Source organism: Kosakonia sp. Marseille-Q7440, assembly GCF_965119485.1.
Genome location: NZ_CBCPLT010000002.1, coordinates 1,372,622 through 1,390,053 on the forward strand (window position 1 = coordinate 1,372,622; position 17,432 = coordinate 1,390,053).

At 54.6% G+C, this 17,432-nt stretch carries 12 protein-coding genes and 1 pseudogene; 9 read left to right on the forward strand and 4 right to left on the reverse strand.

What is annotated here, in order from left to right; translation table 11 throughout:
• The first annotated feature begins 10 nt into the window (after positions 1 to 10).
• The 6 genes from ispG (at position 11) to ACWPW2_RS20350 (ending at position 6,254) form a co-directional block, all read left to right on the forward strand.
• Complete coding sequence (ispG, locus tag ACWPW2_RS20325) at positions 11 to 1,129, forward strand: flavodoxin-dependent (E)-4-hydroxy-3-methylbut-2-enyl-diphosphate synthase (protein ID WP_023481201.1); 1,119 nt, start codon at positions 11 to 13, stop codon at positions 1,127 to 1,129.
• Positions 1,130 to 1,234: 105 nt separating this feature from the next.
• Positions 1,235 to 2,509: a histidine--tRNA ligase gene (hisS, locus tag ACWPW2_RS20330; protein WP_454124995.1), complete on the forward strand. Its 1,275-nt coding sequence runs from the start codon at positions 1,235 to 1,237 to the stop codon at positions 2,507 to 2,509.
• A gap of 36 nt (positions 2,510 to 2,545) precedes the next feature.
• The gene (locus ACWPW2_RS20335; RefSeq protein ID WP_454124997.1) at positions 2,546 to 3,166 is read left to right on the forward strand and encodes a YfgM family protein; all 621 of its coding nucleotides are present in this window, start codon (positions 2,546 to 2,548) and stop codon (positions 3,164 to 3,166) included.
• A 10-nt stretch (positions 3,167 to 3,176) separates the two neighbouring features.
• Complete coding sequence (gene bamB, locus ACWPW2_RS20340; RefSeq protein ID WP_326900203.1) at positions 3,177 to 4,355, forward strand: outer membrane protein assembly factor BamB; 1,179 nt, start codon at positions 3,177 to 3,179, stop codon at positions 4,353 to 4,355.
• Between the two features lie 121 nt (positions 4,356 to 4,476).
• Complete coding sequence (gene der, locus ACWPW2_RS20345; RefSeq protein ID WP_023481267.1) at positions 4,477 to 5,952, forward strand: ribosome biogenesis GTPase Der; 1,476 nt, start codon at positions 4,477 to 4,479, stop codon at positions 5,950 to 5,952.
• A gap of 86 nt (positions 5,953 to 6,038) precedes the next feature.
• On the forward strand, positions 6,039 to 6,254 hold the full coding sequence (locus ACWPW2_RS20350; protein WP_124967593.1) for a zinc ribbon domain-containing protein: 216 nt from the start codon (positions 6,039 to 6,041) through the stop codon (positions 6,252 to 6,254).
• On the opposite strand, the gene ACWPW2_RS20355 is transcribed toward ACWPW2_RS20350, so the two are convergent.
• From ACWPW2_RS20355 to xseA, 3 genes are all read right to left on the reverse strand, one after another.
• Complete coding sequence (locus tag ACWPW2_RS20355) at positions 6,251 to 6,592, reverse strand: protealysin inhibitor emfourin (protein ID WP_042713916.1); 342 nt, start codon at positions 6,590 to 6,592, stop codon at positions 6,251 to 6,253. The two genes, ACWPW2_RS20350 and ACWPW2_RS20355, sit on opposite strands and share 4 nt — an antisense overlap.
• Positions 6,592 to 7,617: a M4 family metallopeptidase gene (locus ACWPW2_RS20360; protein ID WP_124967594.1), complete on the reverse strand. Its 1,026-nt coding sequence runs from the start codon at positions 7,615 to 7,617 to the stop codon at positions 6,592 to 6,594. The genes ACWPW2_RS20355 and ACWPW2_RS20360 overlap by 1 nt, the downstream gene beginning before the upstream one ends.
• A 69-nt stretch (positions 7,618 to 7,686) precedes the next feature.
• Positions 7,687 to 9,060 carry an exodeoxyribonuclease VII large subunit gene (gene xseA / locus ACWPW2_RS20365; protein WP_454125001.1) on the reverse strand — a complete coding sequence of 458 codons (1,374 nt, stop codon included), beginning with the start codon at positions 9,058 to 9,060 and terminating at the stop codon, positions 7,687 to 7,689.
• Between the two features lie 158 nt (positions 9,061 to 9,218).
• On the opposite strand from xseA, the gene guaB reads away from it, so the two are divergent.
• The 3 genes from guaB (at position 9,219) to ACWPW2_RS20380 (ending at position 17,105) form a co-directional block, all read left to right on the forward strand.
• Positions 9,219 to 10,685: an IMP dehydrogenase gene (guaB, locus tag ACWPW2_RS20370; RefSeq protein WP_023481215.1), complete on the forward strand. Its 1,467-nt coding sequence runs from the start codon at positions 9,219 to 9,221 to the stop codon at positions 10,683 to 10,685.
• 70 nt (positions 10,686 to 10,755) lie between these two features.
• Positions 10,756 to 12,333, forward strand: a complete 1,578-nt coding sequence (gene guaA, locus ACWPW2_RS20375) for a glutamine-hydrolyzing GMP synthase (protein WP_454125003.1) — start codon at positions 10,756 to 10,758, stop codon at positions 12,331 to 12,333.
• Positions 12,334 to 12,485: 152 nt separating this feature from the next.
• On the forward strand, positions 12,486 to 17,105 hold the full coding sequence (locus tag ACWPW2_RS20380) for a hypothetical protein (protein ID WP_454125005.1): 4,620 nt from the start codon (positions 12,486 to 12,488) through the stop codon (positions 17,103 to 17,105).
• A 117-nt stretch (positions 17,106 to 17,222) separates the two neighbouring features.
• Here the strand turns inward: ACWPW2_RS20380 and ACWPW2_RS20385 are convergent.
• Positions 17,223 to 17,426: pseudogene (locus ACWPW2_RS20385) on the reverse strand (integrase core domain-containing protein); the annotation flags it as partial.
• Positions 17,427 to 17,432: the final 6 nt, after the last annotated feature.

Below are 17,432 nucleotides of genomic sequence, written 5' to 3' on the forward strand. Positions count from 1 at the left end.
GAGATCATTCATGCATAACCAGTCGCCGATCCAACGGCGGAAATCAAAACGGATTTATGTTGGTAATGTGCCGATCGGCGATGGGGCTCCCATCGCCGTGCAGTCTATGACAAACACCCGCACCACGGATGTTGAAGCAACGGTCAACCAAATCAAAGCATTAGAGCGCGTCGGCGCAGACATCGTGCGTGTCTCGGTACCGACAATGGACGCGGCAGAAGCGTTCAGGCTTATCAAACAGCAGGTGAGTGTCCCGCTGGTGGCGGACATCCACTTTGACTATCGCATCGCGCTGAAAGTCGCCGAGTACGGCGTCGATTGCCTGCGTATCAACCCTGGCAATATCGGTAACGAAGAGCGCATCCGCAGCGTTGTCGACTGCGCGCGCGATAAAAACATCCCGATCCGCATCGGTGTTAACGCCGGTTCGCTGGAAAAAGATCTGCAGGAAAAGTATGGCGAGCCGACGCCGCAGGCGCTGCTCGAATCGGCCATGCGCCATGTGGATCATCTCGATCGTCTCAACTTCGACCAGTTCAAAGTGAGCGTGAAAGCCTCTGACGTCTTCCTTGCCGTTGAGTCCTATCGTCTGCTGGCGAAGCAGATCGATCAGCCGCTGCATCTGGGGATCACCGAAGCGGGCGGCGCGCGCGCAGGCTCGGTGAAATCGGCGATTGGCTTAGGCCTGCTGCTCTCGGAAGGGATCGGCGATACGCTGCGCATCTCGCTGGCGGCGGATCCGGTTGAAGAGATCAAAGTCGGTTTCGATATCCTCAAATCCCTGCGCATCCGCGCGCGCGGCATTAACTTTATCGCCTGCCCGACCTGCTCCCGTCAGGAGTTTGACGTGATTGGTACGGTCAACGCGCTGGAGCAGCGGCTGGAAGATATCATCACGCCGATGGATGTTTCTATTATCGGCTGCGTGGTAAACGGGCCGGGCGAAGCGCTGGTCTCGACCCTTGGCGTGACCGGCGGGAATAAGAAAAGCGGCCTGTATGAAGATGGCGTACGTAAAGATCGCCTCGATAACGGCGATATGATCAGCCAGCTTGAGGCGCGTATTCGTGCGAAAGCCGCGATGCTGGATGAAACGCGTCGCATCGACGTCATGCAGGTAGAAAAATAAGGGTGCCGCCAAGGCTGGCATCCCGTGTATCATGAGCCCGCCCGGCGCGACCGCTTTTGTCGCCGCCCTGAGGGTTCATTTTTTGTATTAATAAAGAGAATAAACGTGGCAAAAAATATTCAAGCCATTCGCGGCATGAACGATTATCTGCCTGGCGAGACCGCCATCTGGCAGCGCATTGAAAGCAGCCTGAAGAACGTGCTCGGCAGCTACGGTTACAGTGAAATCCGTTTGCCGATTGTAGAGCAGACCCCGTTATTCAAACGCGCGATCGGCGAAGTGACCGACGTGGTTGAAAAAGAGATGTATACCTTCGACGACCGCAACGGCGACAGCCTGACGCTGCGTCCGGAAGGTACCGCGGGCTGCGTACGCGCCGGCATCGAACATGGTCTTCTGTACAATCAGGAACAGCGCTTGTGGTATGTCGGGCCGATGTTCCGCTACGAGCGTCCGCAGAAAGGGCGCTACCGTCAGTTCCATCAGTTGGGTGTGGAAGTTTTTGGCCTGCAGGGGCCGGATATCGACGCCGAGCTGATTATGCTCACCGCGCGCTGGTGGCGCGAGCTGGGTATCGCTTCCCACGTTGCGCTTGAACTTAACTCCATCGGTTCGCTGGAGGCCCGCGCGACCTATCGCGACGCGCTGGTGGCGTTCCTGGAGCAGCATAAAGACAAGCTTGACGAAGATTGCCTGCGCCGCATGTACAGCAACCCGCTGCGCGTGCTGGACACCAAAAACCCGGATATTCAGGCGCTGCTGAACGATGCGCCGAAGCTGGGCGATTATCTTGACGATGAGTCACGCGAGCACTTTGCCGGTCTCTGCGCTTTCCTCAACGCGGCGGGCATCGCCTATACCGTTAACCAGCGCCTGGTGCGCGGTCTCGATTACTACAACCGCACCGTGTTTGAGTGGGTGACCAGCAGCCTCGGCGCGCAGGGCACCGTCTGCGCCGGCGGCCGTTACGATGGCCTGGTTGAGCAACTGGGCGGTCGCGCAACGCCAGCGGTTGGCTTCGCGATGGGTCTTGAGCGACTTGTTTTACTGGTTCAGGCAGTTAATCCGGAATTTAAAGCCGAATCCGTTGTCGATATTTACCTGGTGGCGTCTGGCGCTAACACGCAATCCGCAGCGATGCTGTTGGGTGAGCAGGTGCGCGATGCGCTGCCTGGCGTGCGGCTGATGATGAACCACGGCGGCGGCAACTTTAAGAAGCAGTTTGCCCGTGCAGATAAGTGGGGCGCTCGCGTCGCGCTGGTGCTCGGCGAGTCTGAAATTGCCGACGGAAATGTTGTGGTGAAGGATTTACGCTCTGGTGAGCAGAGTACGGTAACGCAGGATAGCGTTGCGGCGCATTTGCGCACACTACTGGGCTAATCTCCCCGGTGATTTATCGTTAAGGAGAAGGACTGCGTGGAAATTTACGAAAACGAAAACGACCAGGTAGACGCGATTAAGCGCTTCTTTGCCGACAATGGCAAAGCGCTGGCCGTTGGGGTAGTACTGGGTATCGGCGCGCTGGTGGGCTGGCGTTTCTGGAACAGCCATCAGGCGGACAATGCGCGCGAGACCTCGCAGGCGTATGAGAGCGCGGTAAGCGCGCTGCAGGCCGGCAAACAGGACTCCTATGCCGCGGCGGAAAAGTTCGCTGCTGATAACAAAAACAGCTACGGTGCGCTGGCTTCGCTTGAGCTGGCTCAGCGTTACGTTGAGAAGAACGATCTGCAAAAAGCCGCTGCACAGCTGCAACAGGGTCTGGCTGCGACCGACGATGAGAATCTGAAGTCGATGATCAATGTCCGTCTGGCGCGCATTCAGGTACAACTGAAGCAGCAGGGCGCGGCGCTGAAAACGCTGGATGCCGTGAAAGGTGAAAGCTGGTCGGCCATCGTTGCGGATCTGCGCGGCGAAGCGTTGCTGAGCAAAGGCGACAAAAAAGGTGCGCGCACCGCATGGGAAAACGGCATTAAAAACAATGCTTCTCCTGCGCTGAGTGAAATGATGCAGATGAAAATTAATAATTTGTCCATCTAAGAGGGACCCGATGCAATTGCGTAAATTACTACTGCCAGGGCTGCTTTCCGTCACGTTATTGAGCGGCTGTTCCCTCTTCAACGGCGAAGAAGATGTTGTCAAAATGTCGCCGCTGCCGGTGGTCGAAAACCAGTTCACGCCGTCTACGTCGTGGAGCACCTCCGTTGGTAACGGTATCGGCAAGTATTACTCCACTCTGCACCCGGCCTTTGCCGATGGCGTGGTCTACGCCGCCGATCGTCATGGCGTGGTGAAAGCGCTCAGCATTGATGATGGCCGTGAAATCTGGTCGGTAAATCTGGCTGAGAAAGATGGCTGGTTCTCCACCCGCGCCGCGCTGCTCTCCGGCGGCGTGACCGTTTCCGGCGGTAAAGTCTACATCGGTACCGAGCAGGCGCAGGTCTATGCGCTGAACGCCAGCGATGGTTCCGTGGCCTGGAAAACTGGCGTAGTGGGTGAAGCCCTCTCTCGTCCGGTGGTCAGCGACGGTCTGGTGCTGATTCACACCAGCAACGGTCAGTTGCAGGCGCTGAACGAAGCGGATGGCGCGGTGAAATGGACCGTTAACCTCGATATGCCGTCGCTCTCTCTGCGCGGTGAATCTGCGCCGACCACCGCGTTTGGCGCTGCCATTGTTGGCGGTGATAACGGACGCGTCAGCGCCGTGCTGATGCAGCAGGGCCAGTTGATCTGGCAGCAGCGCATCTCCCAGGCAAATGGCCCGACCGAAATCGACCGTCTGAGCGACGTCGATACCACGCCGGTAGTGGTAAATGGTGTGGTTTACGCGCTGGCGTATAACGGTAATATGACGGCGCTGGATCTGCGCAGCGGCCAGATCATGTGGAAACGCGATCTTGGCTCGGTAAGCGATTTTGTGATTGATGGCAACCGTATCTACATCATCGATCAGAACGATCGCGTGCTTGCCCTGAGCACCGACGGCGGCGTGACGCTGTGGACGCAGAGCGATCTGCTGCACCGCAACCTGACCTCTCCGGCGCTCTATAATGGTTATATTGTGACCGGCGATAGCGAAGGCTATCTCCACTGGATTAACGTCGAAGATGGTCGTTTTGTTGCCCAGCAGAAAGTCGATAGTTCCGGCTTCCTGACCGAGCCGGTTGTGGCTGGCGGCAAACTGCTTATCCAGGCGAAAGACGGCACGCTGTACGCCCTCACGCGCTAAGCGCGCTGAGAGTGTCGTATCTGAAAGACGGCTCCTGTTGCAGGAGCCGTTTTCCTGTTTTTAAAACGCCGCGTAAATCGTGACGTTTTGCTAATGAATTTTCTGCAATGAGGCTTTAAACATGGTACCTGTGGTCGCGCTTGTCGGGCGCCCTAACGTTGGGAAATCCACGCTATTTAACCGTCTTACTCGCACCCGTGATGCGCTTGTAGCGGATTTTCCGGGTCTGACTCGTGACCGTAAGTACGGTCGTGCTGAAGTAGAAGGCCGCGAATTTATCTGTATCGATACCGGCGGTATCGATGGCACCGAAGATGGCGTTGAAACGCGTATGGCGGAGCAGTCGCTGCTGGCGATTGAAGAAGCTGACGTCGTGCTGTTTATGGTCGATGCCCGCGCCGGGCTGATGCCGGCCGATATCGCTATCGCCAAGCATCTGCGCTCGCGCGAGAAGGCCACCTTCCTCGTCGCCAACAAAACTGATGGCCTCGACCCGGATCAGGCGGTTTCTGACTTCTACTCCCTCGGTCTTGGCGAAATACACGCCATTGCCGCTTCACACGGACGCGGCGTCACCAGCCTGCTTGAGCATGTGCTGATGCCGTGGATGGACGAGCTGAACCCGCCGGAAGAGGTGGATGAAGAGGCTGAGTACTGGGCGAAGTTTGAAGCTGCTGCGAACGGCGAAGCCGAAGAGCCGGAAGACGATTTCAACCCGCAGGATCTGCCGATTAAGCTGGCGATTGTCGGGCGTCCGAACGTCGGTAAGTCAACGCTCACTAACCGCATTCTCGGTGAAGACCGCGTCGTGGTGTATGACATGCCGGGCACCACCCGCGACAGCATCTACATTCCGATGCAGCGCGATGAGCGCGAATATGTCCTGATCGACACCGCGGGCGTGCGTAAGCGCGGCAAAATTACCGACGTGGTCGAGAAGTTCTCGGTTATCAAAACCCTGCAGGCGATTGAAGACGCCAACGTAGTGATGCTGGTGATTGATGCCCGCGAAGGTATCTCCGATCAGGATCTCTCCCTGCTGGGCTTTATCCTCAACAGCGGCCGCTCGCTGGTGATTGTCGTCAACAAGTGGGACGGCCTGAGCCAGGAAGTGAGAGAGCAGGTGAAAGAGACGCTCGATTACCGCCTCGGCTTTATCGACTTTGCGCGCGTGCACTTTATCTCTGCCCTGCACGGCAGCGGCGTCGGTAACCTGTTCGAATCCGTACGTGAAGCCTATGACAGCTCCACCCGCCGCGTCAGCACTGCGCTGCTGACCCGCATCATGAACATGGCGGCAGAAGATCACCAGCCGCCGCTGGTGCGTGGCCGTCGCGTGAAGCTGAAATACGCCCACGCCGGTGGTTATAACCCGCCGATTGTGGTGATCCACGGCAACCAGGTGAAAGACCTGCCGGACTCCTACAAGCGCTACCTGATGAACTACTTCCGCAAATCGCTGGAAGTGATGGGTACCCCGATTCGTATCCAGTTCAAAGAGGGCGAGAACCCGTTTGCTGACAAGCGCAACACGCTGACGCCGAACCAGTTACGTAAGCGTAAGCGCCTGATTAAGCACCTTAAGAAAGGTAAGTAACCGTTCACTTCACCCGCCGCTGGCGGGTGTTTTGTTTTTGAGGGTGTATCATTAGGTCAATCTGAAACGATTGTGGGGAGTGCCTTATGCAACTGAATTGCCCGACTTGCCACGGCGAGCTGGAACTCGCCGGAACCATGGCGCACTGCGCCACGTGCAATAAAGATATGGAGGTGAATGCCGCCTGCCCGGAGTGTCACCAGCCGCTTGAGGTGTTAAAAGCCTGTGGCGCGGTGGACTACTTCTGCCAGCACGGCCACGGGCTGATTTCCAAAAAGCGTGTTGAATTCACCCTGCGCTAAGGCTTGCAGATACAGCCTTCGCCTTCGCGCCACAGCTCAACGAACGACGGCGGCGCTTTGCTCTCCGGGATCAGCAGCAGCATATCCGTCTGCCGCGTGGTCCAGGTGATCTGCAAACGGTAAAAGCGCTGGTCGCCGCGCCCCGGTGAGTCAGCCTGACCGGGAGGCTGCGCCAGCGGTAACGCCTGGTGCAGGATCTCAATCAGCCGCTGACGCTGCTCGTCGGTCAACTGGGCGATAACAATCCGCCTTCGCCCGGCGAGCATCGGGATATAAGCCACGCCGCCTTCACGGGCCAGCTCGACAACCGCATCGTCGGTCAGTTCGGGTTCGTTCATTATAAGACTCCGACATCTTTCCACGCCTGTTCAATGGCCGCCGCCACCGCTTTACCGGAACGTTTTTCGCCGTGATGAATGGTCAGTTTTGCAAAGGCGGCAAAATCGGCGTTTTGCGCCAGCTGGCGATCGCAGACCGTATCGTACCAGGCGTAGCCCGCTTTTTCCCACGCATAACCGCCAATCTCCGTGGCCGCGAGATAAAATGCGCGGTTCGGGATACCGGAGTTAAGGTGCACGCCGCCGTTATCTTCGCGGGTTTTAATAAAGTCCTTCATGTGCGCGGGCTGCGGATCTTTGCCGAGCAGCGGATCGTTATAGGCGGTGCCCGGCTCGGACATTGAGCGCAGCCCTTTGCCGTTGATGCCTTCGGCTAACAGCCCTTCGCCGATAATCCAGTCCGCCTGGTCTGCGGTTTGCTTGAGGTGGTATTGCTTAACCAGCGAGCCGAATACATCCGACAGGGATTCGTTCAGCGCGCCCGATTGTTCAAAGTAGATCAGCGCCGCTTCCGACTCTGTCACGCCGTGGCTTAACTCGTGTGCCACCACATCAATGGCGATAGTGAAACGGTTAAAGATTTCACCGTCGCCATCGCCAAACACCATCTGCTGACCGTTCCAGAAGGCGTTCTGATACTCCTGGCCGTAATGCACCGTGCCGCTCAGCACCAGGCCCTTGTTATCCAGCGAGTTACGTTTCCACTCCTTCCAGAAAAAGTCGTGGGTGACGCCAAGATAGTCATAGGCTTCATCGACGGCGACATCGCCATTCGAAGGCTGGCCCTCATAACGCACCTGCTTACCCGGCAGGCTCTCTTTGTTATGCGCATCATAGATATCGCGCACCAGTTCGCCCGGCGAGTTCGCCTGCGGAGCGCTCGGTTTACCGTGGCTGTGGGCCATCAGCGTCTGGACATGCATCAGGGTTTGTTTCGCGCAGCGCTTCTGTACTTCAGAGCCCTGGTCAATGATGCGGCGGAGAATGTAGGGGGGAATAACGGTGTGCGGGAAGCGAGTGGTCATGTTGATCTCCTTGATAAAATCAAAAGAACAACAAAAGTATAGGTCGCCTCACCGCATTAAGAGTTTTAACTACGGGGTTTTTCGTTTTCTCGGTTGTTTCACCGGTGTGACAATGCGCACCTCGCTCTCGACCCAGCCATCATTCAGGCGGGTGGTGAGCGTATCGCCCGCTTTCACCTGCTTAGTCTGTTTCAGTACTTTCCCGTCGGTGGCGGTAGTGACGCTGTAGCCGCGCGCAAGCGTCGCCAGCGGGCTGACGGCTTCCAGATGGGTGAGGGCGGTGCCGAAGCGCTCGCGCGTGCTGCCGAGGCGATCGCGAATCGACTGGCTCAGGCGATACTCAAGCTGCTGCACCCGCGTTTGCGCCCGGTGGATGCGCGGCTGCGGATTGTGATGATTAAGCCGTTGCAGCACGCGCTGCTGACGCGTATTCGCGCGCTTAAGCTGCGTATCCAGCGCGTTATGCATACGCTGCTGCAAGCGGTCGAGCACCGTCTGCTGACGTGCGAGGCGCAGCTGCGGGTGCTGCTGTTGCAGACGGTGATGAAGCTGGGCAAAGCGGCGGTTGCGACCTGCCAGATAGTAATCCATCCCCATCTCCAGACGCTGCTGCATCGCCTGCACCTGGCGCAGCAGTTCAAGCTGGTTACGGCTGACAATCTCTGCCGCCGCCGAAGGGGTTGGCGCGCGCAGGTCGGCGACGAAATCGGCGATGGTGACATCCGTTTCATGGCCGACGGCGCTGACAATCGGAATACGGCTGGCAAAAATGGCGCGCGCGACGCGTTCGTCGTTGAAGCTCCAGAGATCTTCCAGCGAACCACCGCCGCGCCCCACAATCAGCACATCACACTCGTCACGGCTGTTGGCAAGGGCAATGGCGTGCACGATTTGCGCCGGTGCATCTTCGCCCTGTACGGCGGTCGGGTAGATCACCACGGGGAGAGACGGATCGCGGCGTTTCAGCACATGCAAAATATCGTGCAGCGCGGCGCCGGTTTTTGAGGTGATCACCCCAACGCAGTGCGCCGGTGAGGGCAGGGGATGTTTAAACTGCTGATCGAACAGCCCTTCCGCCGCCAGTTTCGCTTTCAGCTGCTCATACTTCTGCTGTAACAGCCCTTCACCCGCCGGTTGCATGCTCTCGACGATGATTTGGTATTCACCGCGCGGCTCATACATCGTGATGTTGGCGCGCACCAGCACCTGCTGCCCATGCTGCGGGCGGAAGGTGACGCGGCGGTTGCTGTTGCGAAACATCGCACAGCGCACCTGGGCGGTGTCATCTTTTAAGGTGAAGTACCAGTGACCGGAAGCGGGCTGGGTAAAGTTGGAGATTTCGCCGCTGATCCACACCTGGCCCAGCTCGCGTTCCAGTAGCGATCGCACCGTCTGGTTAAGGCGGCTGACGGTATAAATGGAGGGAGTTTGCAATGAGGACATGTGAGCCAGATCAAATTCTAAATCAGCAAGTTATTCGGTCGATAGTAGCCTGATGTCACCTGATTACAAGTATTTTTCCAAAAAAGTGTAGATGCAATCGGTTACGCTCTGTATAATGCCACGGCAATATTTAACCACCCAGGTCAGAGATATTGCCCATGCTACGTATCGCTAAAGAAGCTTTGACGTTTGACGACGTCCTCCTCGTTCCCGCCCACTCCACTGTTCTGCCGAATACCGCCGATTTAAGCACTCAGCTGACGAAGACCATTCGCCTGAACATTCCTATGCTCTCTGCGGCAATGGACACCGTAACGGAAGCGCGTCTGGCGATCGCCCTCGCACAGGAAGGCGGCATTGGCTTTATTCACAAAAACATGTCTATCGAGCGCCAGGCGGATGAAGTACGCCGCGTGAAGAAACATGAGTCTGGCGTGGTAAAAGAGCCGCAGACCGTGCTGCCGACTACTACTCTTCGCGAAGTGAAAGAGCTGACCGAGCGCAACGGCTTCGCTGGCTACCCGGTAGTGAACGAAGAGAACGAACTGGTTGGCATCATCACCGGTCGTGACGTGCGTTTTGTTACCGACCTCAACCAGCCGGTCAGCGTCTATATGACGCCGAAAGAGCGCCTGGTAACGGTACGTGAAGGTGAAGCGCGCGAAGTCGTGTTTGCCAAAATGCATGAAAAGCGCGTCGAAAAAGCGCTGGTAGTGGACGACAGCTTCCACCTGCTCGGCATGATCACTGTAAAAGATTTCCAGAAAGCAGAACGTAAACCGAACGCCTGTAAAGATGAGCAGGGTCGTCTGCGTGTTGGCGCAGCGGTCGGCGCGGGCGCGGGCAACGAAGAGCGTGTTGATGCGCTGGTTGCCGCCGGTGTTGACGTACTGCTGATTGACTCCTCCCATGGCCACTCTGAAGGCGTGTTGCAGCGTATTCGCGAAACGCGCGCCAAATACCCGGATCTGCAAATCATCGGCGGTAACGTTGCGACCGGCGCAGGCGCTCGCGCGCTGGCTGAAGCTGGCGTCAGCGCGGTGAAAGTGGGTATCGGTCCTGGCTCTATTTGTACGACCCGTATTGTTACCGGTGTGGGTGTTCCGCAGATCACTGCCGTTTCCGACGCGGTTGAAGCGCTGGAAGGGATGGATATCCCGGTTATCGCCGATGGCGGCATCCGCTTCTCTGGCGATATCGCTAAAGCGATCGCCGCTGGCGCAAGCGCGGTAATGGTCGGCTCCATGCTGGCAGGTACCGAAGAGTCCCCGGGCGAAATCGAACTCTACCAGGGCCGCTCTTACAAATCCTACCGCGGGATGGGCTCGCTGGGCGCGATGTCCAAAGGCTCCTCCGACCGCTACTTCCAGACCGATAACGCTGCCGACAAACTGGTGCCGGAAGGTATCGAAGGCCGCGTGGCCTACAAAGGCCGTCTGAAAGAGATCATTCACCAGCAGATGGGCGGCCTGCGTTCCTGTATGGGTCTGACCGGCTGTGGTACCATCGACGCCCTGCGCACCAAAGCGGAGTTCGTGCGCATCAGCGGCGCGGGCATCCAGGAGAGCCACGTTCACGACGTGACCATCACCAAGGAATCCCCGAACTACCGCATGGGTTCTTAATGCAATTCGCGCCCGGTTTTTGCCGGGCGTTGACTTTTCTATCTCGCTCTTTGCCTCGGAACTAACGTCAATGACGGACAATATTCATAAACATCGCATTCTTATCCTCGACTTCGGCTCGCAATACACTCAGTTAGTCGCACGCCGCGTGCGTGAACTCGGCGTCTACTGCGAACTGTGGGCGTGGGATGTCACTGAAGCGCAGATCCGCGACTTCAACCCAAGCGGCATCATCCTCTCCGGCGGCCCGGAAAGCACCACCGAAGAGAACAGCCCGCGCGCGCCGCAGTACGTTTTCGACGCCGGTGTGCCGGTGCTCGGCGTCTGCTACGGCATGCAGACCATGGCGATGCAGCTTGGCGGCCACGTTCAAGGCTCTAACGAGCGTGAATTTGGTTATGCGCAGGTTGAAGTGCAGACCGAAAGCGCGCTGATCCGTGGGATTGAAGATGCCCTGACCGCAGACGGCAAAGCGCTGCTGGATGTGTGGATGAGCCACGGCGATAAAGTGACGGCGATCCCGTCCGGCTTTGTTACCGTTGCCAGCACTGAAACCTGCCCGTTCGCCATTATGGCTAACGAAGAGAAGCGTTTCTATGGCGTGCAGTTCCACCCGGAAGTGACGCACACCCGCCAGGGGCTGCGTATGCTGGAGCGCTTTGTGCGCGATATCTGCGAGTGCGAAGCACTGTGGACACCGGCAAAAATCATCGATGACGCCGTTGAGCGCATCCGCCAGCAGGTTGGCAACGATAAAGTGATCCTCGGCCTCTCCGGCGGCGTGGACTCCTCCGTCACCGCGATGCTGCTGCACCGCGCAATTGGCAAAAACCTGACCTGCGTCTTCGTCGATAACGGCCTGCTGCGCCTGAACGAAGCAGAGCAGGTGCTGGATATGTTCGGCGACCACTTTGGTCTGAACATTGTTCACGTTCCGGCAGAAGAGCGCTTCCTCGGCGCGCTGGCTGGCGAGAACGATCCGGAAGCGAAACGTAAAATCATCGGCCGCGTGTTTGTAGAAGTGTTCGATGAAGAAGCGCTGAAGCTGGAAGATGTGAAGTGGCTGGCACAGGGCACCATCTACCCGGATGTGATTGAATCCGCAGCCTCTGCGACCGGTAAAGCGCACGTGATTAAGTCTCACCATAACGTTGGCGGTCTGCCGAAAGAGATGAAGATGGGTCTGGTTGAGCCGCTGAAAGAGCTGTTCAAAGATGAAGTACGCAAAATCGGCCTCGAACTCGGCCTGCCGTACGACATGCTGTACCGCCATCCGTTCCCGGGCCCGGGCCTTGGCGTTCGCGTACTCGGCGAAGTGAGGAAAGAGTACTGTGACTTGCTGCGCCGCGCGGACCATATCTTTATTGAAGAGCTACGCAAAGCCGATCTCTACAACAAAGTGAGCCAGGCGTTCACCGTCTTCCTGCCAGTGCGTTCCGTTGGCGTGATGGGCGATGGCCGTAAGTATGACTGGGTTGTCTCCCTGCGCGCGGTCGAAACCATCGACTTTATGACCGCCCACTGGGCGCACCTGCCGTATGACTTCCTGGGCCGCGTCTCCAACCGCATTATCAACGAAGTGAACGGTATTTCCCGTGTGGTGTATGACATCAGCGGGAAGCCGCCGGCTACGATTGAGTGGGAATAATCTCTAGTACTGCACGACTACATGAAAAACCGGCTTTGGCCGGTTTTTCATGTCCGCACTAGTGGCGCTTAATCTCGCTATTAAAAGTGCCGCATTGTTTTGGAAGAAGTTCTATGTTGGTAGCTGGAAATCGTCAAATACGGAAAACTAGTATGAAAGTTCTCACAGATGATGATATTAACGATGCATACGCTGACGTCAGGGCAGTAGACGAAGGGCATGTGGGACCAGATAGAGCAAATTATCTTGCATTAACAGACGCTGATTTTGAACTTCTCCTGTACAGCCTATATCGAGGGCGTGCATCTGAGTCGTCGTGGTATAGCAATGCTCGCTTGATGGTAATAGGAGCTGATCAAGGGCGTGATGTTTGGCTCACGAAGGATGAGCGGCCAGTAGGGCTTATTCAGTGCAAAAGAGTTAAGGCTGGTTTCACCCTTCCGGACACGCTCCGTGAGGTAATCAAGTTCCTTTTAAATGCCGTGCTTGAGCCGATGCTTATGCCAGACGCGGCCGATTTCCAATTTATTCTTGCCCTTGCTTCGGATCCTGCCAGCACTACAACCGATTTTTTCGATGCACCACAGACTTGGCTAATTGCCAATGAAACCGCGCTTTTAGGTCTGGTTACCGAACTCATTAAAAAGTATGAAGCATTCTCGACGCTGAAGATCGAGGCAGTCATGCCAGATATCAGGGCGGCCCTTACGAACCTAAAATATAAGCTTCTTAGGCCAGTCGACCTCGATGCGTTACTGGAACGCATGCCAGCCGTCCGTCAGCGTTTTTTTAAGGTTCAGCTTGTCGTAGCTTTGGATCAGGCAGAAGCCATGATCGAGGCTAAGTTTGCCGCAGTCGGCATGGTTCTAAAGAGCCCAACGACATTCACTAGAGTTGATATTGAGGAAGACATTGCACGTGGTTCGCGCGGTTTAGCTGATTGGCCTCAAATGATTTGGGGGAAGCATATAGATCGACCTGAATTCAACGATCTGATCCAGCGGATCAATAGGCATCCTGCAGGCTCCACGCTGGTCGTCGGAGGTGCAGGGACTGGGAAGTCAGCACTTCTCGCTGAGCTGTATTGTGCCCTCAAAGCCCGCGGCCAGATTGTGCTAGCGATAAAGGCCGACATGCTTAGCCCTAATATTGAGAATTTCGTCGACCTTGCTCGCGATCTTGGTATGTCAGGTGATGTCGAACAGGAGCTTCTCTCGCTAGCGGTTGAAACCCCGGTTGTGCTGATCATTGATCAGCTTGACGCTGTCAGTGAAGTGATGGACCAGAGTTCACAGCGCATGCAGATCTTGCTTCGTCTTGCGTCACGGCTACAGGAGGCAGAGAGCCGAGAGAGCAATAAACTTCCCATCCATGTCATAGTTTCTTCGCGACCATTCGAGGCGAAGTTCGACGCTCGATTTAAATTGCTTAATGCAAATGAGTTAGCGCTTTCACTCCCTTCTTTCGATCGAGTGTCTAAGTTACTCGGTGAGCTTGGTATCGACTCCACGCTAGTACCAGATAGTCTTAAAGAGACGCTGCGTACACCATTTGCTCTAAGCCTATATGTCGATCTGACTAAATCTGATTTTAATTCTGCAGACCTGACAGCAGCAAATTTGCTTGATCGATGGCTAGACAAAAAACTGCCAACTGGGGGAGGACGAGCTTCTTATATGGCGTTCTTACGTCAGCTTGCAGCTGACATGACGAAGTATGAGAGCCTATGGCGGCCAGCGGTTCACTACGACCCGGATTACAGCGAGATGTTACGTTGGGCCGAATCAGTAGGCATCGTTATTCGCGAAGATACCAACATCAGTTTCAGTCACCAGTCTTGGCTCGACGATTTTCAGGCCAAGACGCTTCAAACTGCAGAACAACTGGCTGAGTATGCATGGCACCGCCAAGAGGGGTTATTTGCGCGAGGAACAGTATTACGCGGCCTTGAGTATATGCGTAGGATTGATAGGGCTTCCTACGATATGGCTATTCGCTTATTGTTGCCAAACAATATGACACGCAGACATTTGCGCCATCTTGTGGCTGATTATTTAGCTAGTACTGATGAGCCAAGCCTAAGCGATTTTGCTTGGGTAGAATGGCTGGCACGAAACGATTATGTACTTGCAACTAGAGCATTCAGACAGTTAGCAATAAGATGGTCATATTGGAGAGCAGGGCTGCTTACGCTCCTGCCCCTTCTGATGCAGGAAGAAAAACATCGCTGGAATGCGGTCACACTGCTCGTTCAAGAGGTTAAGGAGGACCCTAACAATGTTATGGATTTGGTTGACCTTTATTGGTCGGATGCTTCGCATGACACAGATGTTTTTAGTTTCTGTGAACGCTCGGGTATTGCAACTGAACGTGCAATTATGCGTATCCACAAGATATTCTGCCGTACGTCGATAGCACATTGGGCAATATCACGATACGCAAGAACTTTGCATGAAAACGATAATGCTTGTATTGCTTTAGATATCATCTCATTTTGGGCTAAGACTCTGTCTAGAGAACATTGCGACGGGATCAGAGTTTATGGTGTTGAGACGATTGGCAAAGCTGTACCGCTATATTGTGCCAAAATCCTCCTACCTTGGTTTGTCGGAGTGGCATCGCGAGATGTTGGAGACGGATGGCCTGAGGACAGGTATCCGAAGTCGGGTTCTATCCCTTACGATTGGAAATATGACGCCGGCGAGGATCACTTGATGCAGCTTCTGCGGGATATGCTCGAAGAAGCTGCAATTTCTGACCCGGTTGGCGTAAGCAAATTACTTGATACTGTTGTAACAATAGAGATTGACGAGGTTCAGTCACTAATAGCCGATACATTGGCGATGAATCCGGCGCTTCTTAAGGATTATGCGCTTATTTTCCTTTTCGCAGATCATCGCCGGCTTCATCTAGGTAATGATATGTTCGACGATGAAAGCGGTATCGTACATATGATTTCTGGCTGGTCATCAAGCCATTTGATTGCACAAGTCATTCCACATCTCTCTCATGATGATATCGAGAGAATTCGCGACTATATAGAGTCCTGGGAGCCTTGGAAAGCTGAATTACAAGAAGAGCAGGAGGTCGCTCAGAGACGGAGTGTGTTGCGTTGGTCTGATGAGCGGCGCTTACGTTTACTTGCCGAGCTACCATTAAAAGTCCTAACCGCACGTCGTCGTAGGCAGGTTGAGGAGTGGAAGGCCGAACAAACTCCAACTCAGGTAAGGCAACGAGGCAGGATGCTGGCGCGGTTCGTTGAGTCTCCTATGAATCATGAACAGATGGCAAAAGCAAAAGATGACGCGATAATCAAAATGCTCAATACCGTTAACGACAAGTATCATTGCCACGAAAATGCAAAAGATTGGTTAAAAGGTGGTGTCATTGAGTTATCACGGGCTTTTGGCGCATTTGTAAAGTGTTCTCCAGTTCGGGCAATTCGTATTATTCCCTTACTTCAGTCTGGTCTGCACGAGCAGGCAGCGGGTGCGGCTATTCAAGAATTGTCAATAATCGAAGAGGTAAGCCCTAAGACTACTAAGGCATTGATTTGGGATCTTCATGTCCGCGGCTTCTCTTCCCGTGATTTCTGCCTAAACGCTGCCGATGCAATGCAGAAGATAGCAAAGCGTATGAAGGGACTTGAGGATCGAGACATTAACCTCCTTCGTAGTTGGTTACAAAGGGATCCCAATGTATTGGCAGTTGAAACTGAGCGTCACGCTGAGTTAAAAAAATCCAATCGTGAACTTAATGAGAAACCAGAAAGACGCCCTCAAGCAATGCTTTTTGGCCGAGACAATGGGATACTCTCAATCCCCCAGAGAAATTTTACGTTGCTATCGGCGATAGCCGCAGCATACCTCTATCGTGAATGCGTAGATTATGATGGTTGGCTCGCAGAGTTAGAACTGCATGTCACTTATCCGGAAGATCCCGAAATTTGGAGCGGGATTCTAATATTCAGATCACATGAGTTGATGTGGGCGGATTCGGTAAGAGTAGGCGAATTAATTGAGAAAATCTGGCGAAAATTTCCGGGAGCATTTGAAGATGCTGCTGTAGCTAGACCTTTGTGGCACTTACGTTCCCGGATAAGTATTAGCTTACAACAGGAAATAGTCACCTTCTGGCTCAGACATAGCGATAATTTCCTCAGACAAATTGGTGGTGAGTTTTGCGCTGCTAGTGTGATTGTGAATAACGCTACTTCTGGTGAAATGTTCGAGTTAGTCGAAGGAGTGATGGCTGGTAGTGATATTTTTGCCAGATGCGGCGTGTTATTTACGGCTGCTGCGGGATGGAACGAACCTAGTCAAGTTGTTAGGAATCGCTCTCACGATTACGTCATTGCGGCCGCCAGTATTGTTAGAGGATTCGAGGCTCATGCTTTATCTACAGTTGTAGATCGTGGCGAGAGAATGCCTCCTGATGAGATGACTCGATCCTTACTAACTTGTGTCGTAGGAAATGGCGAATTACTCAAAGGGTTTATGGGCCCATTATTTATACGTTCACTTCAGCATTTGCTGTTATATCCCGACTTTGAAAAGCTTGTGCTTGAAATTGCAGAGGCTACAACTGAGCTTACATGCATATCGCCAGAAGGAATGGCAGGAATCTACGACGGCGAATTTATAGGGCTTGTGATTGCACTCCAGCGCTCACCAATAGAGATCAAAACTCGTGCGATGACGATCTACGAGCACCTGCTTGACGCCGAGGTTCATGGCGCAGAGGACGCTGCAGCGCTTGCGCTGCGCCATTAAGGCACAAACCTTATCCACTTAACTCTCCACTTCCCGGCCTCTCGCAGCATGGGCGAGTCGATATCCCAATCGGTCGCCCGATTCGATTTGACCTGCTCTCAAGATTAGATACAACCTTCAGTTAGTAATATCGGTTGGTTTTTCTTCAAATTTTCCATTTCGCCAGTCCAATGCAAATTCAACTGGAGTCTGGTAATCCAGCGATGAATGTGGACGGCACTCTTTATAATCCTGCCGCCAGTCATTAATTATTTTTTTGACATGAACAATATCGCTGAACAAGTGCTCGTTCAGGCACTCTGACCTTCCTCCGGTATTAAACACAAT

What these genes read in the sequence shown, in the direction of transcription:
- ispG (WP_023481201.1), top strand. Translation starts at nt 11, where the DNA reads ATGCATAACCAGTCGCCGATCCAACGGCGGAAATCAAAACGGATTTAT.
- bamB (WP_326900203.1), top strand. Translation starts at nt 3,177, where the DNA reads ATGCAATTGCGTAAATTACTACTGCCAGGGCTGCTTTCCGTCACGTTA.
- der (WP_023481267.1), top strand. Translation starts at nt 4,477, where the DNA reads ATGGTACCTGTGGTCGCGCTTGTCGGGCGCCCTAACGTTGGGAAATCC.
- ACWPW2_RS20350 (WP_124967593.1), top strand. Translation starts at nt 6,039, where the DNA reads ATGCAACTGAATTGCCCGACTTGCCACGGCGAGCTGGAACTCGCCGGA.
- ACWPW2_RS20355 (WP_042713916.1), bottom strand. Translation starts at nt 6,592, where the DNA reads ATGAACGAACCCGAACTGACCGACGATGCGGTTGTCGAGCTGGCCCGT.
- ACWPW2_RS20360 (WP_124967594.1), bottom strand. Translation starts at nt 7,617, where the DNA reads ATGACCACTCGCTTCCCGCACACCGTTATTCCCCCCTACATTCTCCGC.
- xseA (WP_454125001.1), bottom strand. Translation starts at nt 9,060, where the DNA reads ATGTCCTCATTGCAAACTCCCTCCATTTATACCGTCAGCCGCCTTAAC.
- guaB (WP_023481215.1), top strand. Translation starts at nt 9,219, where the DNA reads ATGCTACGTATCGCTAAAGAAGCTTTGACGTTTGACGACGTCCTCCTC.
- guaA (WP_454125003.1), top strand. Translation starts at nt 10,756, where the DNA reads ATGACGGACAATATTCATAAACATCGCATTCTTATCCTCGACTTCGGC.
- ACWPW2_RS20380 (WP_454125005.1), top strand. Translation starts at nt 12,486, where the DNA reads ATGAAAGTTCTCACAGATGATGATATTAACGATGCATACGCTGACGTC.